This is a genomic window from Oceanirhabdus sp. W0125-5, from assembly GCF_027938815.1.
GTDB lineage: Bacteria > Bacillota > Clostridia > Clostridiales > Clostridiaceae > Oceanirhabdus.
In genome coordinates this window covers 4,328,943-4,350,872 of the sequence record NZ_CP115913.1, presented here as the reverse complement: position 1 = coordinate 4,350,872, position 21,930 = coordinate 4,328,943, and the positions used below count along the sequence as shown (strand labels likewise).

Genomic DNA, 21,930 nt, shown 5'->3' with positions numbered 1-21,930 from the left:
ACCTTTATACCCTATAGGGGTATACTATAATTATATTATGTGATTTAAATCATGTCAATATTCCTATTTATATGGTATAGTAATATTTATAAAATGGTAAAATAAAGTTAAATTCTAATAGTGTCTAGAATTAATAAAAGTTATTAAAAAATAATAATTATCTATTGAAAGTAATTTTAATATGTGTTAAAATATTAACAGGTAATAAGTGTTGAGGAGGTCTTTTCATGGGAGCAATTAAATTAAAGAACAATATATATTGGATAGGTGTAAAAAACCCTGAGTTAAGAGTATTTGACATTATAATGAAAACTAAAAAAGGTACTACATATAATTCATACCTTATAGAAGATGAGAAAATAGCAATCGTTGATACAGTAAAGAATGGTTATTATGATGAATTTAAGAAAAATATAGTAGAGGTAATTGGAGATAGAAAAGTTGATTATATTATAGTTCATCACACTGAGTTAGATCATAGTGGTTCATTAAAAAGACTTTTAGAAGATTATCCAGATGCGGTAGTTGTAGGATCAAATGCAGCTCTAAATTACACAAAAAATATATTAAATAGAGAATTTAATTCATTAGTAGCAAAAGAAGATTTAAACTTAGGAGAGAAGACTTTAAAGTTTATTTCAGCGCCAAACTTACATTGGCCAGACACAATATTTACTTATGTAGAACAATCTAAAATGTTATTCACATGTGATGTGTTTGGAAGTCACTATTCTCCAGAAGGTAACGTAATGGAAGAATACGATGAAGAATACTACAGTGAAATGAAGTATTACTATGATTGTATAATGGGTCCATTTAAAAAGTTTGTAAATATGGCATTAGATAAAATAGAGAATTTAGAGTATGATATGGTAGCACCAAGTCATGGACCAGTGCACACAAATGATATTGAAGAGTGTAAGAAGTTATATAGAGAATGGTCTGAAGTTAAACTGCCAGAAAAAGATAAAGTAGCAATACTTTATATTTCAGCTTATGATAACACTAAAAAGATTGCTGAAATGTTTAAAGAAGAATTAATCAATAAAGGATATAAAGCAGAAGCACATGATATTACAGAGTATGGTGTTGAAAATTGCTTGAAATTAATTGACAGCAGTTCAGGAGTGCTTATAGGATCACCTACAATCAACCAAGATGCAGTTGAACCAGCATGGGGATTACTATCATATGTTAGTGCTATAACTAACAGAGGAAAAGCAGCAGGAGCATTTGGAAGCTACGGATGGAGTGGCGAAGGTGTACCAATGTTAACTGAGAGATTAAAATCACTTAAATTTAATGTTGTTGAAGAAGGATTTAAATTTAAGTTTGTTCCTAGTGAAGCGGAAATTGAACAAGGAATGGAATTCTTAAATAAGTTTATAGATAAAATGTAAAAACACGGCTTCTGCCGTGTTTTTTAATTATATATTTCAGAGTGTATATATTTCTCATATCCGCTCTCAGATAATATATTTTCTGAATCCATATTTATTAGTTCCATAAAGGTAGTGTGTGGATTTTTTTTGATAAAATGCTCAATAATATGGTTACCTATTAGATAACCAACACACCATGGAATGTCCTCTTGTTCATCTCCAAACATAAGCTTGCTTTTTATATCAGGGTCACAACATTCAAGATGTTTTTTCATTAATGACCACATTCTCATTTCTTTTTCCTTTTTTATTGGAGTTGTCCAAGATGGTTTCAATTCATTATATAGATTTTGAGCAAATGCATCAGCTTGTCCTTCATTTAGCAAATATGTTAGTAAATCACCACGATAGTTTCCTTTTAAAACAATGTTATTATGACCCCACACGCTGTGATGATATTCATGAGCTGTAACATAAGGAACCCATCTTTCCCAATCTGCTGCTAATGGATTTATATTAATTAAGATGTTACCAAACTCACAGCTTCCAATAACTCCATTATGTCTTTCGGTAGCAATTGAGTTTTCTGGACTTAAGGGGTATAAAGCTATAGTAATTATATCTTCATCGTTTTTAGGAAGGTTATCGCATATTCTAGTAAATTCTTTTTCAAGATAACTAATAATACTTGAATTTTTTATAATATTAAGCTGTTTATTTAAAGTTATCAAATCTTTAATTGGCTTAGGTTTACGCCCTTCAAACCCAGATGGAGCCCATTCCATCACTTTATCCCAATAAGGTTCTATCATGTACTTATCCCATAAAGATTGTATATTTTCTTCTTTTGCTGACTTTGCTGCATGAATAAATTTTTCAACATTATCCCATGCAGAAATGATACGGAATTTATTTTTTATCACTAAGCTTCATCTCCTATTTATGTTTTATTTTCCATAAAGAGTATTTATAAAAATTATACCTTTAAATGAATAGTATATAAAGGTATTAAACAGTTATAATTATTTATTACTTGATTAGATGTATTATCACGCAAATAGTGATATAATGAAGGTGATATGCAAATCATTGACTAAAAACGCGAAAAATGTGTAAAATTAATAATGTATAGAAAATGAAATTTAATGCATTATTGCTTGGAGGAATCAAATGTTAAAAGAAGAATTAATAGATTTTTTAAATGATAATAATCTTGAGTTCATAGATATTGTGAAAGATGAAGAGGAGTACACAATATTCAGAATGAGTTACAAGTTTGATAAGTTAGAACTTGAAGGGGCAAAGGCGTATGCTGATGAAGAATGTGATGGTGATGAGGATGAATGGAATTACGATTTCTTTTTACCTTATTTAAATGACATGGCAGTAGATAATGTTAATGATATTTTGGATGAATTTTGTGAAGATGAATTAGATTTTCAATTTATTGCTTTCGATGTTCCTATTGAATCAACAGAGTATAACGATTTTATTTGCTCTATTTCAATTAAAGATAATGGTGTTAATTTAGAAGAGTATCTTCTTGATGTAATGGAATAGGTGAGGTTAATGAAGACTTTAATACTTTTTGCTTCCCCTAATAAGATGGGAAGAACTAATAGACTTTTAGAAGAGTATTTAAAATCTGCTAACATTGAAGGGGAAATAGTTAATTTATATGAAAGCAATATTGCTCCTTGTATTGATTGTGGTTTTTGTTCTTCAAAGAATGGAGAATGTTCAATAAAGGATGATATGACTGAATTATATGAAAAGCTTCAAAAGTATGAAAATATTATAATAGCTTCTCCAATGTATTTTGGAATGTTTCCGTCACCTTTAATAGCGCTTATTAATCGAGTACAAGTTTTATGGTGTAAGAAATATGTATTCAATGAGGTTATAGAAAAAAAGCGAAAAGGTATATTGGTAATAACGGCCGGTAACGAATGGGAAGGGATGTTAGAGCCAATGACTAAAGTTGGAAAATACTTTTATAATACTATTGGATGTGAATTAAAGGATATTGTATTCATACCAAACACTGATAGAGAAAATGTGAACCAATTGTCAATTGAGATAAAAGAAGAGGCATTAAGAAAAGCAGAGAAATTTAGAGATTTTTAATAAAAATCCTTTAAAAAGAAATAATTTCAATGAATAAAGTGTAAAAGTAATATTGATTTTATTTCTAATAATGATATAATAAATTTAACAAGAATCCTGAGCTGTTCGTAAAGCTTACTTTGTTCAACCGACAAAATGATATAGGGATCATCGAAATGTATATGGATGGCATGCTCTCTTTGAAGAGAAGGCAGAAGTATAATGAGAAGAGCCCACCTGCTGAGTGGCGGGTATGAACAACGTAAGTTACCGGCAGATTTGGGATGTATTAAAGAATAAATGCACACCTAGTGTGCTTTTTATTTGCTTTAATTTTGTTCTAAAAAGAAATTATTGTACATTTCATTAGAATATAAAGAAGGCTTTGGTTTATCCAAAGCCTTTATTTTTATGTTTAAATTAATTTTTTATATTTTACTTATATTTTATTTATATATTTTTTATTTGTGTTTTATTTGTGTTTTAATAATATATATTTCAATGTGGATTTAAGTTGAATAAATATAATTTAATGAAATAATTTTAACAATAGGATCTTTGATATACAGTTATAAACCTATCTAGTACTTGACTAACAAATAAGGTTAACTTATTTTCTACCCCCAGTCTCTCTACAAAATAATTGAGTATTTCCTTTAGAAATTTAATTGTGTTACCATAAAAAGTTTTTGAATTCATAGTTCCCCTCTCCTTCCAAATTGTATCTATATTTTACCATTTAGCTGAAAATTTGTAAAAAAAATCGAATGACATGGACTTATATAAAATTTCATTAACTGTCAAAAAAATACAATTATCAGCAGGAAAACAAAATGTAAAATATTTACAAAAGCTGTGTAATTGTAGAAAAAGAGCCAAATGTAAAGAAATGGAAAAATCGAAAATGGTAAAAAAAAGTATTACGATTTTGAGATTAATAATATTTATTTATATGGTAAAAATACTACTGAAAAGGTGGGGTTATAAGATGAGAATATATGATATTATGGATAATTTTAAAGAAGTTGAAGGTGAATGGAAAGAAGGAAAGAGCAATTATTGGATTTTGGTTAAAGGTGAAGAAATAAAAGATATTCAAGAAAAGCTAAATCTTGATGATGATAGTATATTTGAATGTATTGATATGAGACAGGCTTCCAAAATTAGCTTCTATAGTAATTATATGTTTTTAGTGTGTAATGCTCTCATTATGAAAAATAAAATTATAATTGCAAAAGAAATAAATATTTATCTAAGTAAAGATTACATAATAACAGTATTCAAAGATAGATTAGAATTGATAGAAAAATTATTGGATGATATTAAAAGTTCTAAAAATTGCTTTATGTTAAAAGATAAACCTAATCCTAGTGTTGTTCTTTATTATATTTTAGATAGAATAATTATAAGAAATTACGATATAATTCAAAGTCTTGAAGCCTTTGCAGATACAATTGAGATAAATATTTTAAAAAACCCCAAAAATGAACAGATAGATGAATTAATACATTTAAGACGGCAGGTTTATAAAACAAGAAAATACTTAAATCCTCTTAGATATATAGGGGATAGTATCCTAAGTAATGAAAATGACATAATAGAAGAAGAATATATTAAAAATTTTGTTTCGGTTAATACTAAAATTGATAAACTTTTGACTGCACTTGAGAGTCTAGTACAAGATTTAGCTCTGGTTAGAGAGGCATTCGAGTCAGAGATAGCAAATAAAACAAATGAATTGATGAAAATTTTCACTTTAATCTCAGCAATATTTCTTCCACTTAATTTATTAACAAGTATGTATGGAATGAATTTTAAGAGAATCCCATTTCTAGAATGTGAAAATGGATATTATTACTTTATAATAATAATGATTTTAATAACATTATTATTAATTATAATATTTAAGAAAAAAAAATGGCTATAATTTTATGATACTTTACTATCTTACATTGTAATATCTTAGTTAATTTAGTACAATGTATTTATTCGAGTATAAAAATAGTTTAGGAGGCAATGGTATGGAAAAGAACAATAAAGATTTAAAATTGGAAAAAAAGTATGAGTTAGCTTGGGATTCTTATTCAAAAGAAGACCTAGATGCTGCTTTTGCATTAAGTGACAGATACATAGATTTCATGTCTGAGTGTAAGACTGAAAGAGAATGTATTACAAAGAGTATTGAGATTGCTGAAAAAAATGGGTATAAAAATATTGAAGACATTATAAAAAATAAAGAAACACTTAAAGCTGGAGACAAAGTTTATGCTCAACTTATGGGTAAAGTTCTTGCTATGTTCTTAATTGGTGAAGAATCATTAGAGAAGGGTATGAACATATTAGGTGCGCACGTTGACTCTCCTAGAATAGACTTAAAACAAAATCCTCTTTATGAAGATTCAGATATATCATTATTAAAAACTCACTACTATGGTGGAGTTAAAAAGTATCAGTGGGTAACTATTCCACTAGCTATACACGGAGTTGTTGTTAAAAAAGATGGAACTATTGTAAACATCGTTATTGGTGAAGATGAGAAAGATCCAGTTGTAGGTATTTCAGATTTATTAATTCACTTATCAGCAGACCAAATGTCTAAGACTTTAGCTAAAGGTATTGATGGTGAATCATTAAATGTATGTGTTGGATCTATGCCAATCGAAGATAAAGAAGCTAAAAACAGAGTTAAAGCTAACACACTTAGAATTCTTAACGAAAGATACGGAATTACAGAAGAAGATTTCGTTTCTGCTGAGTTAGAAATCGTACCAGCTGGTAGAGCTAGACATTACGGCTTAGATAGTTCAATGGTTCTTGCTTATGGTCATGATGATAGAATTTGTGGATACACTTCTTTAGAGGCTATTCTTGAGATGGATACTCCAAAGAGAACTTCTGTATGTCTTCTTGTTGATAAAGAAGAAGTTGGAAGCCAAGGTGCTACTGGAATGAAAGGTAAGTTCTTCGAAAACACTGTAGCTGAAATCATCAACATCATGGAAGATTATAATGATCTTAAGTTAAGAAGAGCATTAGCTAACTCTAAGATGCTTTCTTCAGACGTAAGTGCTGCATTTGATCCTAACTATCCATCAGTTTCTGATAAGAGAAACAATGCATTCTTCGGTAAAGGTCTAGTATTAAACAAATACACTGGAGCTAGAGGAAAAGGTGGATGTAACGATGCAAACCCAGAGTTCATCGCTGAGTTAAGAAACATCTTTGATAAGCACGGAGTAATCTGGCAGACTTCAGAATTAGGTAAAGTTGACCAAGGAGGCGGTGGAACAATCGCATACATCCTTGCTGAATACGGAATGGAAGTTATTGATAGTGGTGTTGCTCTTCACAACATGCACGCACCATGGGAAATCGCTTCTAAAGCAGACATTTATGAAGCATATAAAGGATACAAAGCATTCTTAATAGAAGCTTAATTTTAAAGCACCCTGAGGGGTGCTTTTTTTTTAATGGATAATGGATAATGTAGAATGGAGAATGAAGGATATTTCACTCCGTGAAATTTTAATTGTATTGTGTGTTGGACAATGAATTTTGACTCGTTTCATCTTCCATGAAACATTGTATTATAAATAATAAATATTTTAAAATTTTATACGAAGTTGTTGGTAAGTCCGATAATTATACGAAGTGTATATAATACGCCAAAAAGAAACCCTAAATCATATAGAAAAATGTTATTATTTGTTTCATACATTCTAACTTTAGGATAAAATATACTGATTATTAATGTGATTGGTGAAATTAAACCATGCCATAATCCAGACCAAAATCCAGCAGGTAAGGTACCGGGGATTTTATAGATTGAATTCGGACCAGGAAAGCGAAATAGATTTCTCATAATAGTGTCATTCTCCTTTTATAATATAGAAAGTTGCCTTATGATTAATTTCTATATTTGAACATTAATTCCTTTAATTGTGTTACAATTAAAGAATCATGTAATGATTAGGAAAATAATGATAGAGATATACTGACTAATATGAAAATTGAAAGAGGTGGCAAGTATGTTTAAATCAAGTTGTGAATATTCTGTCTTGAGAGATGATGATCTTATTATTCTATTGGATGAATATTATAATATTAAAAATGTGAAGTCATTACGCTTACATAGAGCATTTATTGGAGATGTGTACTTTATTGAAGATGATAAACAATCATACGTTATGAAAATATACAAGAGTGATCTTTTACATAAGAAAAATGCTGAAAATAGTGCTGATGTAATGGAGTATTTGAGGGAAAGTGGTATAACAGTTCCTAAAGTTTATAAAAATAAAAATAATTGCAACACAACCACAATATTTGCTCCTGAAGGTGAAAGGGAAGTCGTTGTTATAAGTTTTATTGATGAGAAAAAAATATCAGAGGAACATAAAGATGAAGATCATAGAATGATAGGTAAACAAGTGGCACTAATGCGATCTGTTATGAAAGATTACCCTTATTTAGACAGACTGGCAAAGATAGATGAGGATTATATAATTGATAATTTTATAAAGGTTATGAATAAATATTTTCCTAAAAAAGAAGAGGAAATTAGTTTTTTTAAAAGTTATGGTGAAATAATATCCAAAAAAATAAAAGAGCTATATTCAAAGCAACCACAGTGTATTGGTTTTTGTCATGGTGATTTTCACGATGGCAATATTATAAAAACATTAAATGATGAAGTAGCTTTTTTTGATTTTGATGCATGTGGTATTGGGTGCAATATGCTAGATATTGCAGTTTATTGTGATGAAACAAATTATTTTAATTTAGATAAAACACAGATAAAGGAAACACAAAAAACACTTGAGGTTTTTCTAGAGGGATATACGAAAGTATTTCCACTGTCCCAATTAGAGAGAGATTCAATACCATTATTTATTGCACTTAGACATTACGAGTTAAATGCTACTATCCCAATAAATAGAGCGCCTATAGAAGGTTCTCATTGGCTAAATGATAATTGGTTGAACGCACAATATACATGGTTAAAGGAATGGTATGAAATTTATCATAAGTAATATGATGTCTTTTATTGGCGCCTATGGGTTACTAAGTACAGAAATTTAAAATTAATATTAACTTTAAAAAAGAGCTGAATGCCAGAGTAATAAACTTATATTAATCGTTATAAGGGACATATTACTTAATATACTTTGTATTTAATTACAATATTTTATCTCAAGATAAAATGAGTAAACTTTTAATAACTTAAGAACAAAAAATATAGGTTCTGACCACTGGTCAGAACCATCTTTCATTATACATTATCAATTATACATTATACATTTCTTTTTAAGCTTTCCATTCTAAAGCTCCAAATCCAACCCTTTCAAGAAATTTTCTAAATGAACACCTTCTAAAGCCACTGTGCCAATATCATGATGCATAGTATCTTGAGTTAGGTTACCATGAAAATCTGAGCCAGCAGTCACAAGTATATTGTGTTCATTACATAAAGAAATGAATCTACCTGTTTCACCAAATTTATTTTCTGGGTATATTGCTTCCATTGCGTCAAAATTAAATTCCATAAATTTTTTGACTGGGGTTTTTCTTATTATTGTAGGGTGTGCTAGGGATACAATAGCATCATATTTTTTTAACAATGCTATTCCCTCTTCTAATGGAACTTTAACTGAAGGAATATAAGCTGGGCACCCATCACTTAAGTATTTGTAGAATACCTGATCCCATGTTAAATCTGGTCTAACTTTTAAAATTTCTCGAGCAATATGAGGACGTGCTATTACTCCATCTGAGTTTTTCATTATCTCGTCAAATGAGATATGAATATTGTGTATTGATTTCATGTTTTCTACTATTTTCTTTGCTCTTGTGAATCGTTTTTCTTTCAGGTCTTCAAGAAAGTTTATAAGGGAAGGATCTTTATATCCATTTCCTTTGAAGTATCCAATGATGTGAATATTTTCACCATTATAAGTTGTTGATAGTTCAATTCCTGGTATAACTTTTATGTTTAATTTCTTAGCTGCTTCTATAGCTTCTTCTATTCCTTCCACTGTATCATGATCAGTAATAGCAATTATATCTATTTCTTTATTCTTAGCACGGTTTACAAGCTCAGTTGGTGAAAAAGTACCATCACTGCTCGTTGTATGCATATGAAGATCTGCTCTTAATGTCATCAAATCTCTCCTTTATAAATTATGATTCTATTTTTAGATTAAAGGGCTATAGTCATTAATTATCTATATTTCATCACCTATAATGATTAATTATTATAGGTCTTTGTTATAATAAGAGGTTTTTAAAACATAAATAATTGAACTTATAATACAATATTTTATCACAGATAAAATGAGTAAGATCTTATTGATCTAAAGAAAACAAGATGTAGTTTCTCAAGCCAGTGAGAAACATCCATCGTTTTCAATTTTCCACTTTCAACTAAAATTAATGCACTCTGGTTGATAATATTTTATGTATATATCAATTTCATTTCCTTTTGATACAACATATGTATCTGTATGATATAATCATATTGTAAAATTATAATGTATAATGAGACGTTTTGTAAAGAAGGGGATTAGAATGTTCATAATGATCGATAACTATGATTCTTTTGTGTATAACCTTGTAAGATATGTGAAAGAATTAGGAGAAAATATTAAAATATATAGAAATGATAAGGTGGATATAAACTTAATAAGGGAGAGTAATCCTGAAGGAATAATAATATCGCCTGGTCCCGGAACTCCTGAAAATGGGGGGATTTCTAGTGAAATCATTCAAGAGTTTAAGGGGAAAATACCAATCTTGGGAATATGTCTTGGTCATCAAATAATTTCTCATGAATTTGGGGCAAAAGTTATAAAGGGAGAAGAACCTGTTCATGGTAAGGTTCACTTTATAAATAATGATGGTAAGGGTGTATTTAGAGGTCTTCCAAATAGATTTAAGGTTACTAGATATCATTCACTTGTAGTTGATAAAGAAGAACTTCCACAGTCACTCATGGTAACAGCATCAACTGATGATGGTACCGTAATGGGTGTGAGACATAAAGAGTTCTTTATTGAAGGGGTTCAATTTCATCCTGAAGCAGAGCTAACTGAATATGGACATGAGATGATAAAGAATTTTATTGAAAGCTGTAGAGAAAGGAGTGGTGTGGGTGAAAGAGGTATATATTAGACAAATAAACACTGAACTGACCACATTTGATATTTTTTCACTCTTTAAGAATGAAGAAGAGGTTGTTTTTCTAGACAGCGGTAAAGATTTTTCTGGTTCTGGAAGGTACTCATTTTTAGGTATTAATCCTTTTATAAAAATAAAAGGTGATACTAAAGAATATGTTTTTAATGGTGAAGCTGCAAATGGGGATGTGTTAGATAAGATTAAAGATATTTTACAGGACTATAAGATAGAGAATAATACTAACTTTCCTTTTATTGGAGGGGGTATAGGGTATTTCTCATATGACCTAGGAAGAGACTTTGAAAAAATTACAGAAATAGCTAAGGAAGATATTGAGATTCCTAAGATTTATTTTAATTTTTATGATAATGTAATAATATTTGATAATCTGAATAAAACAACCTTTGTAACAGGTTTAGGGATTAAGGAGAAAGCTGAGAAAAGCATTGATGAAATAGAGAGTATAATTAAGAGTGGAGAAACAATTGAGAAACCTGAAGTTGGTGAGGAAATTGATTTTACAAAATTCACCTCTAACTTTGAGAAGGAAGAATATATAAAGGCAGTTGGAAAGGTTAGAGATTATATACGTAGTGGTGATGTATATATAATGAATCTTACCCAACGCTTTCAGTGTCCAGTTGGAAGAAGTGGATATGATATATATAATGATTTAAGAACTATTAATCCTGCTCAATTTGGGGCTTATATGAAGCTTGATGAGTTTGAAATACTATCATGTTCTCCAGAAAGGTTTTTAAAAGTTAGAGAAGGTGTTATTGATACAAGACCAATAAAAGGAACAAGACCTAGAGGGAAAAATCCTGAGGAGGATGAAAAGAATAGAAAAGAACTAATGAATAGTGAGAAGGATAAATCTGAACTTCTTATGATAGTGGATTTAGAGAGAAACGACCTTAGTAGAGTATGTAAATTAAATACTGTTAAGGTTACTGAGTTATTTGAGATAGAAGAATATCCTACTGTATTCCATCTTGTGTCTAATATTAGAGGTGAGCTTGAAGAGGGGAAGGATATTATAGATTCTATTAGAGTTGCTTTCCCAGGAGGATCTATTACAGGGGCGCCTAAGATTAGAGCTATGGAGATTATTGATGAGATGGAGAAGGTAAGGAGAAATATATATACAGGATCTATTGGATATCTTGGCTTTGATGGAAACTGCGATATTAATATTGTTATTAGAACGATAATGCTTAAGGAGGGTACTGCTTATTTTGGAGTAGGTGGAGGAATCACTTGGGAATCTGAAGAGGAATTTGAGTATGAGGAAACATTGCATAAGGCTAAAGCATTGATGAGGGCATTGTGTAATGAATAAAGATAAGTGTATTTCATATGATGATGGATTCTTTTACGGAAGAGGATGTTTTGAAACAATATTAATTAGAAAAGAACCTGTTTTTTTAGAGGAGCATTTAAATAGATTAAATTCAGGATTAATGAAACTTGGAATAGATAAAAAGATTTGTATAGATGAGGTTAAAGAACACATTACAAAGTATAACTGTGCACTTAAAATAATGGTATCAGAAAAAAATACAGTATATGAGATGAGAGATATCCTTTATGGGGAAGAGCATTATGAGAAGGGGTTTTCATTAAAGTTATCTAAGGTTATGAGAAATGAAACCAGTAATATGACATATTTGAAGAGTTTCAATTACTACGACAATATTATTGAAAAGAGAAAAGCAAGTAGTGAAGGCTTTGATGAGGTAATATTTCTAAATACAAAAGGATATATTGCTGAAGGTGCTGTTTCAAATATATTTTTCATAAAAGGAGATAAGATAATAACACCTAAAGTTGAATGTGGATTATTAAATGGGATAATTCGAGAAAAGTTTGTTGAAAAATTCAAGGATATTATTAATGAGAGTGAGATAACCTTAAAGGAAGCAATGGAATGTGATGGAGCCTTTATTACAAATAGTCTTATGGGTATCATGTGGGTTAATTCATTAGGTAGAAAGAAATATCAGAGGTGTTCTCTTTATGATGAACTTAGAGAATGGTATAATCAATTAATAAAAAAGAATAAAGAATAGAGAATAAAGAACAGATATTGAAGATATTCTTCATTCTTCAGAATATCCTTTAATTATGTTTAAATAAATATAAATGAGGTCTGGTTTATGAAGAGGGTTAACTCTATATTGAATAATAATAGATATATTGAAGAGATTAAGAAGATTGAAACCTATGAGAAGAATAGAGAGTTCTGCGTACATAACATATCACATTTTTTAACTATGAGCAGAATTCTGTATATTTTATCTTTAGAAGAAGGACTGAACATAGATAAAGAAATTGTTTATGCAGTAGGATTACTCCATGACATTGGAAGGGGACTTCAATATGAAAATGGTACTCCTCATGAGAAAGGGAGTATTATTTTAGCTAAAGACATACTTGAAGAGAGTGGATTCAATAAAAGTGAGATTGAAATTATTAATAGAGGAATTTTATCTCATAGAAAGTACAATAAAGAGGGAACTGCATTTGAAAAACTAACATATAGAGCAGATAAGCTTTCAAGAGAATGTTACGAATGCAGCGCTTCTGATGAGTGTAACTGGAGTAAAGAGGATAAAAATATCTATTTAAAATACTGATACAAAGAACAGAGAATAAAGAATTTTACATTTGTTCTTTGTTTGATTTTTGAGGGGGGAAAGAAAATGAGAATAGGTAAAAAGGAATTTAATTTAGGAAATGAAACTTATATAATGGGAATACTTAATGTCACTCCTGATTCATTTTCAGATGGAGGAAAATTCAATAATATTGAGGCAGCAGTAAACCATGCTAAGGAAATGATTGAAGAGGGCGCTCATATTATTGATATTGGTGGTGAATCTACTAGACCTGGTTCTGCTAAGGTTCAAGAACAGGAGGAGATTGAAAGAGTTATTCCAATTATAGAAGCCCTTGCAAAAGAGATAGATGTGCCAATTTCTATTGATACATATAAAGGAAAAGTTGCTGAATTAGCAATACAGGCTGGTGCAAGCCTTATTAATGATGTATGGGGATTTAAGAAAGATCCATATATTGCTGAAGTAGCCGCGAAATACCAGGTTCCTTGCTGCTTAATGCATAATAGAAATAACACAGAATATAATAATCTAGTAGAGGATGTAATAAAAGAGTTAAATGAATGTATTGACATTGCTCTAGAAGCAGGTGTTAAGAAAGAAAATATTATATTAGACCCAGGTATTGGGTTTGGGAAAACTGTTGAACAGAACTTAATTGTGATGAAGAACTTAAAGCGTATTAGAGAAATTGGATATCCTGTTCTTCTTGGAACATCTAGAAAATCAATGATTGGTAAAACTCTTGATCTTCCAGTTGAACAGAGAGTAGAAGGGACAATAGCAACGACAGTTATGGGTATCATGAGTGGATGTGAATTTATTAGAGTACATGATATCAAAGAAAATCTTAGAGCAGCTAGAATGACTGATGCTATCTTAAATAGTGAAAAATAGATAATGAACGGAAGTGGTAATATGGATAAAATAATAATAAAAGACCTAGAGGTATATGGAAACCATGGAGTATACGAAGAAGAAAATAAGCTAGGACAAAAGTTTCTTATATCTTTTGAACTTCATTTAGATTTACGAAAAGCAGGTAAAACTGATGAGCTAGAGGCCTCTGTTCATTACGGAGAGTTATGCCATAAGATTACAGAGTTATTTAAGAAAGAGAATCACAAGCTTCTTGAAAAGTGCTGCGAGAATATGGCTGAATTTATTTTGAGAGAATATGATATGGTTAAAGGGGTAAAGGTACTTCTTAAGAAACCTTGGGCACCTATTGGATTGCCAGTTGAGTATCCAGCTGTTGAGATATTTAGAGAAAAACATAAAGCCTACATAGGGGTAGGCGCAAATATGGGCGATAAGGTGCAGAATATTAATGATGCAGCGGAAATTATACAGGCTTCAAATCATACTCAAATAGTTCAAATAGCAAGAATAATTGAAACAGTACCCTTTGGGGGTGTTGATCAGGACACATTTATGAATACGGTATTTGAGATTGAAACTTTACTAACACCAATTGAACTATTGAATTTCATGCTTGATGTAGAAAAACAACTCAAGAGAGAAAGAATTATCAGATGGGGTCCTAGAACTTTAGACTTAGATGTTCTTTTCTATGATGATATAATAAGTGAGGATGAAAGAGTTATAATTCCACACCCAGGTATACCAGAGAGAATGTTCGTTTTAGAACCAATGTGTGAATTAGCACCATATAAAGTACATCCTTTGTTAAGAAAGAGAATGATTGATTTAAAGAATGAACTGGAAGGATAAAGAAGAGAGAATAAATAATGTTTAAAGGATATGACTAAAGTCATATCCTTTTTATTACTTTACGGACTAAACCACAATAAATATTTTTCATATAATTAAATTAGAAGAAATACATAATTAATAATGTATATACCTAATTAGCGGGAGGGGTTCGCATTGTATCAGGTAATAGGAAAAACATTAATAACCATAGGAGTGACTTTATTTTTAGCTGGAGTTGTTATTTATTTTGGGGAGAGGATAGGCATAGGTAAACTCCCTGGAGATATTATTTATAAAAAAGGAAATAGTACATTTTATTTTCCTATAGTAACAATAGTTTTGACTGGAATTATTATTTCTTTAATTTCAAGCTTAATTTCAAATTTGTTTAAATAAAAATTGAAAAACATGATATAATTGTAAATGTTGTAATAAATAGTTGTTGTGGTTTTGGAGGTAATGAAAACATGATAAAAGCAGTAGTATTTGATATGGATGGACTGATGTTTGATACAGAAAGGTTAACAATTAAAGCTTGGGATTATGCTGGAGAAAAAATTGGTATAGGGAAAATGGGACATATGGTTTATAAAACTTTAGGCATGAATATTGAAAGTGCTAGGAAAGTTTTTATTGAAGAGTATGGGGAGCGGGTTACTGAAGAAGATTTAAGTAAACATGCAAAAGAATTTTTTCATGATTATTATAATTATCACGGCATACCTATGAAACCTGGTTTAATTGAGTTATTAACTTATTTAAAAGAAAACAATTATAAGATTGCAGTAGCAACATCATCAAACAAAGAAGTTGCACTTAGGCATTTTAAAAGAGCCAATATTACTGATTACTTTGATGTAATAGTATGTGGAGATATGATTGAAAACAGTAAACCAGCACCAGATATTTACTTGAAAGCCAGTGAATTATTAGGAGTTAGCCCATCAGAATGTTTGGCTCTTGAAGATTCACCAAATGGCATTAACTCTGCCTTTTCTGCTCAACTAATACCTGTGATGATACCAGATTTAATTGAGCCTACTGAAGAATTATCAGGAATAGTACATTCTAAGTTAACAAATCTTCATGAAGTAATTGAGCTCCTTAATTCTATACATATGAATAGTGCAGGATAAAGCATATTTTACTACATTCAACATACCACCTATAAGAAAAAATGAAATACTATTAACCAGAGTTGATTGATAGTAGTTATATCCATTTGTAATAGACTTATAGCGGGGACAAGCAGAGACACACCACACATATGTAAGTGGTGTGTTTTGCTATGCCTTTCTAGTTATTACATAAGAGATGTTTCATTGTCCACAAATAGCTCCTATTAACATTGCACCATATATTACTTCCATAATTAAACCTCGTATATTAGTTTCAATTATGACTCTATACAGTATATTAAAATATTTTAAAAAAAGTATTTAATCTTAAATAATGAAAAAAGGCTAAAGTAAATTAGAAGTGCAATTGTGACATAAATCTCTTTTTTAAAAAGATGTTGAAAAATATATATTGCATTTTTCAAAAATAAGTAATTAAATACAAAAAAAGTTTTCAACATTATTTTAAAAAAGAGAGCTATCTTATGAAAACATAATAAACTAAAGTCATAAAATCCTCCAAAATAAATTAGATTAATAATAATTAATCAAAATGTATATAATTTATAAAAACCATTTATTTATCTATTTATTTATTGTTACTAAATTATTGGATGGTGTGAAATGTTACTAACAAAAGGGGGAGGTAAAATGAGAAAAACTAGATTTTCTAGGTATTATGGATTTTATGGTTTTATGGGATTTTGGGGGTTTAGAGGTTTTGGTGAAAGTAAACTATATTTCTTGTGTTTTCCTTTATTTTTATTATTTATTTTTTTCTTTCAAAAGGAAGTAGAATAATTTCAATTAATTATTATTTATTTAATATAAAGCAAAAACAGTAAAAATGAAACTGAATAAGGTTTCGTTTTTACTGTTTTTGGTTTAATATGTACATTACTTTGATGCCTAATCGTAACTATAATATTGTTATGAGGAATTTCTTTATTATAGCATTTGAGGAGGCAGAATTTATGGAAATTGGATGGTTATCCTTAATTCCAGTTTTACTGGCGATTATATTAGCATTTACGATTAAAGATGTTTTTATATCTTTATTAGCAGGAATTTTAGTTTCAGGTATTATTTTAGATTTTAAAACTAAGTCACTTTTTTTAGGGGTGAATAGTATATATAAGGTTTTTCAAGATGATTATGCTGTTAAAGCAATTTTATTTTGTTTAATGATTGGTGCATTTGTATATGTAATTGAAGCATCTGGAGGGGTTAAGGGCATGGTAGAGTACTTAACTAAGAAGAGGCAAGTTGTAAAGTCTCAAAAAGGTGCGCAATTAATTGCCTATTTAATTGGTATGCTCATGTTTATTGATGGTACAAGCTCTATAATAATTACAGGGGTTACAGCAAGACCTTTGTTTGATCATTTTGATGTATCAAGAAAAAAATTAGCTTATATAACAGATTCAACATCAGCTCCTATTGCTTGGTTAGTTCCTTTTAACGGTGCAGGAGCATTCTTAATAGCAATGATTGGAGCACAAATTTCTGCAGGTACTATAGATGTAGATCCTATGGAAACAATAATTTCTACGATACCATTTCAACTGTATGGTATATTATCTATTCTAATAGTTGGTATTGTAATTTTGTTTGGAAAAGGTGGAGCTAAAGGTAAGGATGTTGTGAATAATAACCAGTCTGATAATATTTCAGCAGATACTGTCTATGAGGGTAAATATGAACCTAAAATTAAAAATTTATTAGTTCCTATAATTTTATTGGTAGGTTCAATAATTAGTATTATGGTTATAACTGGTGATGGCTCTACTAGTATTTATCTTGGTGTATTTATTACACTGTTTTTAACAGGAGTATATTATGTTATTCAAGGTGTAACAAGTTTAAAGAGTTATTCTGAATGGGCTGTAAAAGGTATGTCAAATTATTTAGGTGTAACAATGATTTTAGCATTGGCTTTTGCATTTAGCAATTTAGTAAGTGAGCTGGGAACTGGTGCATATATTGCATCAATAAGTGGAAATGTTAATCCTGTTTTTATACCTGTCATGGTGTTTATTTTAGGTGCCATAATGTCCTTTGCTACAGGAACAAGTGGAGGAACAGTAGGAATTTTAATTCCAATTGTATTCCCAATGGCAGTTTCACTTAATGTTCCAATTCCACTTGTACTAGGTGCTATTATTTCAGGAGGGCTATTTGGAGATCACTGCTCACCAATTTCAGATTCAACAATATTATCTTCTATGGTAGCTGAAGTAAAAGTAATGGATCATGTTGCAACTCAAATACCATATGCATTGATTGCAGCTGCATTAAGCTGTGTTGGATTCCTCATTTTAGGAGTTGTAGTTTAATTCAGTATATAACTGAGAATTGAATAGAAAAGTATATTATTTACAAAGAATATAAATTTATTTAACCTAATAATTTTAAAATATGGAGGTAATTATGGAAATTAAAGAACTTTACAAACTTATAGACAATATCGGAGTATTAGTTTTTTCAACTATTAGTGGGGATGAAGTACATTCAAGAATAGCTCACTTTAATGGTTGTGATGAAGAAGGTATATATTTTAGAACAATGGCTAATAAACCATTTGGAAGACAGTTGATTAAAACAGGAAAAGTGACTGTGTGTGGAATATCAGATAGTAAGTGTTTGGGACATGAAGAAGACGGTACCCCATCTTTTCCACCAAGTTATTCTGTACGCATAATTGGAGAGGTTAAAAAAGTAGCACCAGAAATTATAAAAGAAAAGGCTAAAACAAATAAGGATTTTTTAAGTGCAGCTAATGATATTGATAAGTATCCTGCTATGGCAGAAGGGAATTTTGTTTTATATAAAGCAAAGGTAGAAATTTTCGATGTGGATTTTGACTGTATAAATAGAGATCATAAACTTTTAAGAAAGAGATTTTCTTTTGGGGGAGCTGAATTTAATCCAGCAGGTATAAGAATCACTGATGATTGTATTGGTTGTGGTAAATGTAAAAAAGTTTGTACCTTTAAAGCAATTGAAGAAGGAACTCCTTATAGAGTACGTGAGGATCGATGTGATGATTGTGGAAGCTGCATGTTGGCATGTCCAGTAAATGCAATTAAAGAATCTTTAATATTTTAATAACAATAATGTGAATATTGATAATGATATTGTGTTAGTATAAAATAACAAATATAAAGCTATACGAATGTAGGAAGGAAGCAATGATTTAATAATTGCTTCCTTTTCCATAATTAATATATGGTATGTTTAATCAAGGAGGATATATGAAAAAAGTTGAGCGTATCCAATTTAAAAACACAAAAAAACGATCTCTTGGATTCGAAATCATTTCCTTTAAAGAGTTTTTAAAGCCTAGGAATATAGCAATGATTACACAACAATATAGAATAGATTTTTATAATATGATTTTTGTGGTTAAAGGGGAAGGTGTTCATGAAATTGATTTTGTAGAATATCCTTATCATACTGGAGATCTTATTTTAATATCTAAGAACCGAGTACATCGATTTCATTATAATGAAGAGCTAGAAGGTTACTTTATTATGTTTACTGAAGAATTTTTATATGAACTTTTAGGAGATAGAGCAGTTGAAGTTTTAGATTTATTTAAGCAAACATATATGAATCCCTTTGTACAATTTATGAGTAAAGTAGAATGTGATGAAAATCAACAATTAAAACTTTTGCATAATTTTTATTCTCAAATCAATACAGAATTAAGGGGTGAAATTATTAGTTCATCTTTTAGGACGTTAATTTTGCTTATTAAACAGAAATATTTAGAAATTGAAAAGGTAATAAATCAGAAAAATAATAATATATTTTTGCAGTTTGCCGACTTAGTGGATACACATATAAAAGAAGTAAAGACGGTTGAGGAATATGCAGCTATGATGTATGTATCAAAAAAAACTGTTAATCAAATGACACGTAAAGCAGTTGATATGTCTGCAAAGCAATTTATAATAGATCGTTTGATTTTAGAAATCAAACGTAATTTATGTTATGAAAGTAAGAGTATTGGGTCAATTTCTGATGAACTAGGATTCAGTGAATCTTCAAATATGACAAAATTCTTTAAGAAATATACTGGTATAACACCAAATGAATTTAGAAAAATCAATAAGTAAGAGCCGTTGAGAACAGATTAGTTACTAGAAAAACTTGGAATTGATATACATTGAGTATATAATATTAAATAAAAAGCTATTGTTATTGAAATAGGATAGGAAGATGTTATGAAAGTTAATTATAATATTGGAGATTTAGTAAATGAATTAAATATAAATAAAGAGACCATACGATATTATGAAAAAATTAGGTTGCTTCCTGAGCCTAAAAGGGATAAGAATGGATATAGAATATACTCAAAAGAAGATATAGAAATCCTATGGTTAATTTATTAACTGAAAAAATATAAACAGTAAGTGATAAGGAGTTAATGGTATGAAAAAGAGAACTTTTTTTACTTTTATAATTATAATCTTCTGGATAATAGCAGATTTCAGTATTAGTATTTTTGCTCAAGATTTTAATGTGAATCCAGTGTTTAGAGCATTGGCAAAAGGATTATTAACGGGATTATGTATATATATTTACTTTAATCATGGACCTAAAATTATAGTTAGAGATAGGGAATAGATATTAAAAAAACTCATCTTCTAAAATTTGGAAAGATGAGTTTTATTATTATAATCTTTAATAAAAGAGTATCTTTTCTATTTTCGTGATTCCAACAAAGAATTTTATCTTCTTTTAAAACAGCAACTATTATATATAGCAGGATTTACAGTTCAATAATGAGTTCTTTAATTTCCCCATGAGTTGCATTATCCATTTTGGGTTCCCTCCCTAAATATATAGTAGAGATATAGTGCAAATATATTACAACATTATTATTAAATAAAACCAATAAAAGATTTTATAAATTATTTATAATGGATAATAATTTACTTAATACATTAGATAAAAATTTATTAAATTCACAATAAATGAGTTTGATATAGTAATTTAGATTTAAAGGAACAGAAGGTCCTTTTAAAATTCTTAATTATCAAAATCATTTTGACTATATTCTAAATATTTAAAATATTTTAAATATCAGGTATAATTAAATAAAATAAACAATTATGATAAAAAGTTTATTACTATTTATGATTGGAGTGATAATTATGAAATACCCTTCTTTAAAGGTGTTTTTAGCTTCATAGCAAAGGCTGCTGTGAAGGAAATAGATTAAAGCACTAAATTACTTTATTAAGTAGTCTTTGCTCAAATATTCATGTAAATAAGGAGGGCGAAGAGATGAGTTATAATAGTGCAAAAAGTGAAATGAGATTAGAATATAGAGTACCTATAAAAAGTGATGTTGAAGATATTTTAACCTGGGAATATGAGGGCATATATTCATTCTATAATAATAATGTCAGTAAGGAAAAAATAGAGTTTATAAAAAGCTTTATTGATTCAGATAATGATTTTTCAATCTACAATGAGTTTAATGAACTTATAGGAAATTGTTCATTCTATTATATTGGAGAGTTCTTTTGTCTAGGTGTGCAAATGAGACCTACTATTACAGGTAAAGGCTTTGGTACTGAATTTGTAAAGTCAATAATTGAGTTTGGAAAAGAAAAATATAATTTAAGCTATATTGACTTAACTGTTGCAAAGTTTAATAAAAGAGCAATTAAAGTATATGATAAGTTAGGCTTTGAAGTAGTAGAGGAATTTGTGAATACAATAAGGGGAGTTGACTATGACTTTATTGCAATGAGGTTAAACTTTGATTATTGAAACTAAAGGGCTTGCCAATGCAAG

25 protein-coding genes and 1 other RNA gene are annotated in these 21,930 nt (G+C 29.4%); 22 read left to right on the top strand and 4 right to left on the bottom strand.

The features are described 5' to 3' along the window. The first annotated feature begins 227 nt into the window (after positions 1-227). Positions 228-1,400 carry an FprA family A-type flavoprotein gene (locus OW730_RS20300; RefSeq protein WP_271225872.1) on the top strand — a complete coding sequence of 391 codons (1,173 nt, stop codon included), beginning with the start codon at positions 228-230 and terminating at the stop codon, positions 1,398-1,400. Between the two features lie 23 nt (positions 1,401-1,423). Here the strand turns inward: OW730_RS20300 and OW730_RS20295 are convergent, their stop codons facing one another. Continuing rightward, a complete protein-coding gene (locus tag OW730_RS20295) occupies positions 1,424-2,305 on the bottom strand; it encodes a DUF2268 domain-containing putative Zn-dependent protease (RefSeq protein ID WP_271225871.1) in 882 nt (293 codons plus the stop codon). 247 nt (positions 2,306-2,552) lie between these two features. Between OW730_RS20295 and OW730_RS20290 the strand changes: the two genes are divergently transcribed. The 3 genes from OW730_RS20290 (at position 2,553) to ssrS (ending at position 3,778) form a co-directional block, all read left to right on the top strand. Continuing rightward, the gene (locus OW730_RS20290) at positions 2,553-2,942 is read left to right on the top strand and encodes a hypothetical protein (RefSeq protein ID WP_271225870.1); all 390 of its coding nucleotides are present in this window, start codon (positions 2,553-2,555) and stop codon (positions 2,940-2,942) included. A gap of 9 nt (positions 2,943-2,951) precedes the next feature. After that, positions 2,952-3,509, top strand: a complete 558-nt coding sequence (locus OW730_RS20285; RefSeq protein ID WP_271225869.1) for a flavodoxin family protein — start codon at positions 2,952-2,954, stop codon at positions 3,507-3,509. A gap of 90 nt (positions 3,510-3,599) precedes the next feature. Then, positions 3,600-3,778: non-coding RNA, 6S RNA (ssrS, locus tag OW730_RS20280), on the top strand. Positions 3,779-4,031: 253 nt separating this feature from the next. Here the strand turns inward: ssrS and OW730_RS20275 are convergent. Beyond that, the gene (locus tag OW730_RS20275; RefSeq protein ID WP_271225868.1) at positions 4,032-4,187 is read right to left on the bottom strand and encodes a hypothetical protein; all 156 of its coding nucleotides are present in this window, start codon (positions 4,185-4,187) and stop codon (positions 4,032-4,034) included. Positions 4,188-4,476: 289 nt separating this feature from the next. Here OW730_RS20275 and OW730_RS20270 point away from each other — a divergent pair, with 289 nt between their 5' ends. Both OW730_RS20270 and OW730_RS20265 read left to right on the top strand, forming a co-directional pair. Next, on the top strand, positions 4,477-5,415 hold the full coding sequence (locus OW730_RS20270) for a magnesium transporter CorA family protein (protein WP_271225867.1): 939 nt from the start codon (positions 4,477-4,479) through the stop codon (positions 5,413-5,415). A gap of 94 nt (positions 5,416-5,509) precedes the next feature. Continuing rightward, positions 5,510-6,925, top strand: a complete 1,416-nt coding sequence (locus OW730_RS20265; protein WP_271225866.1) for an aminopeptidase — start codon at positions 5,510-5,512, stop codon at positions 6,923-6,925. Positions 6,926-7,101: 176 nt separating this feature from the next. On the opposite strand, the gene OW730_RS20260 is transcribed toward OW730_RS20265, so the two are convergent. Next, a complete protein-coding gene (locus OW730_RS20260; protein WP_271225865.1) occupies positions 7,102-7,350 on the bottom strand; it encodes a hypothetical protein in 249 nt (82 codons plus the stop codon). A gap of 166 nt (positions 7,351-7,516) precedes the next feature. Between OW730_RS20260 and OW730_RS20255 the strand changes: the two genes are divergently transcribed. Continuing rightward, positions 7,517-8,521 (top strand): phosphotransferase enzyme family protein, encoded by a 1,005-nt coding sequence (locus tag OW730_RS20255; RefSeq protein WP_271225864.1) that lies wholly within the window; start codon positions 7,517-7,519, stop codon positions 8,519-8,521. Between the two features lie 288 nt (positions 8,522-8,809). On the opposite strand, the gene OW730_RS20250 is transcribed toward OW730_RS20255, so the two are convergent. Further along, the gene (locus OW730_RS20250) at positions 8,810-9,649 is read right to left on the bottom strand and encodes a PHP domain-containing protein (RefSeq protein ID WP_271225863.1); all 840 of its coding nucleotides are present in this window, start codon (positions 9,647-9,649) and stop codon (positions 8,810-8,812) included. A 406-nt stretch (positions 9,650-10,055) separates the two neighbouring features. On the opposite strand from OW730_RS20250, the gene OW730_RS20245 reads away from it, so the two are divergent. The 15 genes from OW730_RS20245 to OW730_RS20175 all read left to right on the top strand — a co-directional run bounded on the left by OW730_RS20245 (position 10,056) and on the right by OW730_RS20175 (position 21,906). Further along, a complete protein-coding gene (locus tag OW730_RS20245) occupies positions 10,056-10,658 on the top strand; it encodes an anthranilate synthase component II (RefSeq protein WP_271225862.1) in 603 nt (200 codons plus the stop codon). Continuing rightward, the gene (pabB, locus tag OW730_RS20240; protein ID WP_271225861.1) at positions 10,639-12,006 is read left to right on the top strand and encodes an aminodeoxychorismate synthase component I; all 1,368 of its coding nucleotides are present in this window, start codon (positions 10,639-10,641) and stop codon (positions 12,004-12,006) included. Before OW730_RS20245 ends, pabB begins: the two co-directional genes overlap by 20 nt. Beyond that, complete coding sequence (locus OW730_RS20235) at positions 11,999-12,736, top strand: aminotransferase class IV (protein ID WP_271225860.1); 738 nt, start codon at positions 11,999-12,001, stop codon at positions 12,734-12,736. The genes pabB and OW730_RS20235 overlap by 8 nt, the downstream gene beginning before the upstream one ends. 87 nt (positions 12,737-12,823) lie before the next feature. Further along, positions 12,824-13,303 carry an HD domain-containing protein gene (locus tag OW730_RS20230; protein ID WP_271225859.1) on the top strand — a complete coding sequence of 160 codons (480 nt, stop codon included), beginning with the start codon at positions 12,824-12,826 and terminating at the stop codon, positions 13,301-13,303. Between the two features lie 66 nt (positions 13,304-13,369). Next, positions 13,370-14,182: a dihydropteroate synthase gene (gene folP, locus OW730_RS20225; RefSeq protein ID WP_271225858.1), complete on the top strand. Its 813-nt coding sequence runs from the start codon at positions 13,370-13,372 to the stop codon at positions 14,180-14,182. A gap of 21 nt (positions 14,183-14,203) precedes the next feature. Further along, positions 14,204-15,019: a 2-amino-4-hydroxy-6-hydroxymethyldihydropteridine diphosphokinase gene (gene folK, locus OW730_RS20220; RefSeq protein ID WP_271225857.1), complete on the top strand. Its 816-nt coding sequence runs from the start codon at positions 14,204-14,206 to the stop codon at positions 15,017-15,019. Between the two features lie 156 nt (positions 15,020-15,175). Beyond that, on the top strand, positions 15,176-15,397 hold the full coding sequence (locus OW730_RS20215) for a DUF2905 domain-containing protein (protein ID WP_271225856.1): 222 nt from the start codon (positions 15,176-15,178) through the stop codon (positions 15,395-15,397). Positions 15,398-15,468: 71 nt separating this feature from the next. Further along, complete coding sequence (locus OW730_RS20210) at positions 15,469-16,137, top strand: HAD family hydrolase (protein WP_271225855.1); 669 nt, start codon at positions 15,469-15,471, stop codon at positions 16,135-16,137. 633 nt (positions 16,138-16,770) lie between these two features. After that, positions 16,771-16,920 (top strand): hypothetical protein, encoded by a 150-nt coding sequence (locus OW730_RS20205; RefSeq protein WP_271225854.1) that lies wholly within the window; start codon positions 16,771-16,773, stop codon positions 16,918-16,920. A gap of 173 nt (positions 16,921-17,093) precedes the next feature. Then, positions 17,094-18,455: a Na+/H+ antiporter NhaC family protein gene (locus tag OW730_RS20200; RefSeq protein ID WP_271225853.1), complete on the top strand. Its 1,362-nt coding sequence runs from the start codon at positions 17,094-17,096 to the stop codon at positions 18,453-18,455. Positions 18,456-18,549: 94 nt separating this feature from the next. Then, a complete protein-coding gene (locus OW730_RS20195; RefSeq protein ID WP_271225852.1) occupies positions 18,550-19,227 on the top strand; it encodes a 4Fe-4S binding protein in 678 nt (225 codons plus the stop codon). A gap of 146 nt (positions 19,228-19,373) precedes the next feature. Next, positions 19,374-20,240 carry a helix-turn-helix domain-containing protein gene (locus tag OW730_RS20190; protein WP_271225851.1) on the top strand — a complete coding sequence of 289 codons (867 nt, stop codon included), beginning with the start codon at positions 19,374-19,376 and terminating at the stop codon, positions 20,238-20,240. Between the two features lie 108 nt (positions 20,241-20,348). Then, positions 20,349-20,516 (top strand): MerR family DNA-binding transcriptional regulator, encoded by a 168-nt coding sequence (locus OW730_RS20185; protein ID WP_271225850.1) that lies wholly within the window; start codon positions 20,349-20,351, stop codon positions 20,514-20,516. A 40-nt stretch (positions 20,517-20,556) separates the two neighbouring features. After that, positions 20,557-20,751 (top strand): hypothetical protein, encoded by a 195-nt coding sequence (locus OW730_RS20180; protein WP_271225849.1) that lies wholly within the window; start codon positions 20,557-20,559, stop codon positions 20,749-20,751. Between the two features lie 663 nt (positions 20,752-21,414). Continuing rightward, the gene (locus tag OW730_RS20175; protein ID WP_271225848.1) at positions 21,415-21,906 is read left to right on the top strand and encodes a GNAT family N-acetyltransferase; all 492 of its coding nucleotides are present in this window, start codon (positions 21,415-21,417) and stop codon (positions 21,904-21,906) included. Positions 21,907-21,930 lie beyond the last annotated feature (24 nt).

Excerpts from the sequence above, each read along its gene's own strand:
- OW730_RS20300 (WP_271225872.1), top strand. The coding sequence starts at position 228 with ATGGGAGCAATTAAATTAAAGAACAATATATATTGGATAGGTGTAAAA.
- OW730_RS20290 (WP_271225870.1), top strand. The coding sequence starts at position 2,553 with ATGTTAAAAGAAGAATTAATAGATTTTTTAAATGATAATAATCTTGAG.
- OW730_RS20285 (WP_271225869.1), top strand. The coding sequence starts at position 2,952 with ATGAAGACTTTAATACTTTTTGCTTCCCCTAATAAGATGGGAAGAACT.
- OW730_RS20275 (WP_271225868.1), bottom strand. The coding sequence starts at position 4,187 with ATGAATTCAAAAACTTTTTATGGTAACACAATTAAATTTCTAAAGGAA.
- OW730_RS20270 (WP_271225867.1), top strand. The coding sequence starts at position 4,477 with ATGAGAATATATGATATTATGGATAATTTTAAAGAAGTTGAAGGTGAA.
- OW730_RS20265 (WP_271225866.1), top strand. The coding sequence starts at position 5,510 with ATGGAAAAGAACAATAAAGATTTAAAATTGGAAAAAAAGTATGAGTTA.
- OW730_RS20260 (WP_271225865.1), bottom strand. The coding sequence starts at position 7,350 with ATGAGAAATCTATTTCGCTTTCCTGGTCCGAATTCAATCTATAAAATC.
- OW730_RS20255 (WP_271225864.1), top strand. The coding sequence starts at position 7,517 with ATGTTTAAATCAAGTTGTGAATATTCTGTCTTGAGAGATGATGATCTT.
- OW730_RS20250 (WP_271225863.1), bottom strand. The coding sequence starts at position 9,649 with ATGACATTAAGAGCAGATCTTCATATGCATACAACGAGCAGTGATGGT.
- OW730_RS20245 (WP_271225862.1), top strand. The coding sequence starts at position 10,056 with ATGTTCATAATGATCGATAACTATGATTCTTTTGTGTATAACCTTGTA.
- OW730_RS20235 (WP_271225860.1), top strand. The coding sequence starts at position 11,999 with ATGAATAAAGATAAGTGTATTTCATATGATGATGGATTCTTTTACGGA.
- OW730_RS20230 (WP_271225859.1), top strand. The coding sequence starts at position 12,824 with ATGAAGAGGGTTAACTCTATATTGAATAATAATAGATATATTGAAGAG.
- folP (WP_271225858.1), top strand. The coding sequence starts at position 13,370 with ATGAGAATAGGTAAAAAGGAATTTAATTTAGGAAATGAAACTTATATA.
- folK (WP_271225857.1), top strand. The coding sequence starts at position 14,204 with ATGGATAAAATAATAATAAAAGACCTAGAGGTATATGGAAACCATGGA.
- OW730_RS20210 (WP_271225855.1), top strand. The coding sequence starts at position 15,469 with ATGATAAAAGCAGTAGTATTTGATATGGATGGACTGATGTTTGATACA.
- OW730_RS20205 (WP_271225854.1), top strand. The coding sequence starts at position 16,771 with ATGAGAAAAACTAGATTTTCTAGGTATTATGGATTTTATGGTTTTATG.
- OW730_RS20200 (WP_271225853.1), top strand. The coding sequence starts at position 17,094 with ATGGAAATTGGATGGTTATCCTTAATTCCAGTTTTACTGGCGATTATA.
- OW730_RS20195 (WP_271225852.1), top strand. The coding sequence starts at position 18,550 with ATGGAAATTAAAGAACTTTACAAACTTATAGACAATATCGGAGTATTA.
- OW730_RS20190 (WP_271225851.1), top strand. The coding sequence starts at position 19,374 with ATGAAAAAAGTTGAGCGTATCCAATTTAAAAACACAAAAAAACGATCT.
- OW730_RS20185 (WP_271225850.1), top strand. The coding sequence starts at position 20,349 with ATGAAAGTTAATTATAATATTGGAGATTTAGTAAATGAATTAAATATA.
- OW730_RS20180 (WP_271225849.1), top strand. The coding sequence starts at position 20,557 with ATGAAAAAGAGAACTTTTTTTACTTTTATAATTATAATCTTCTGGATA.
- OW730_RS20175 (WP_271225848.1), top strand. The coding sequence starts at position 21,415 with ATGAGTTATAATAGTGCAAAAAGTGAAATGAGATTAGAATATAGAGTA.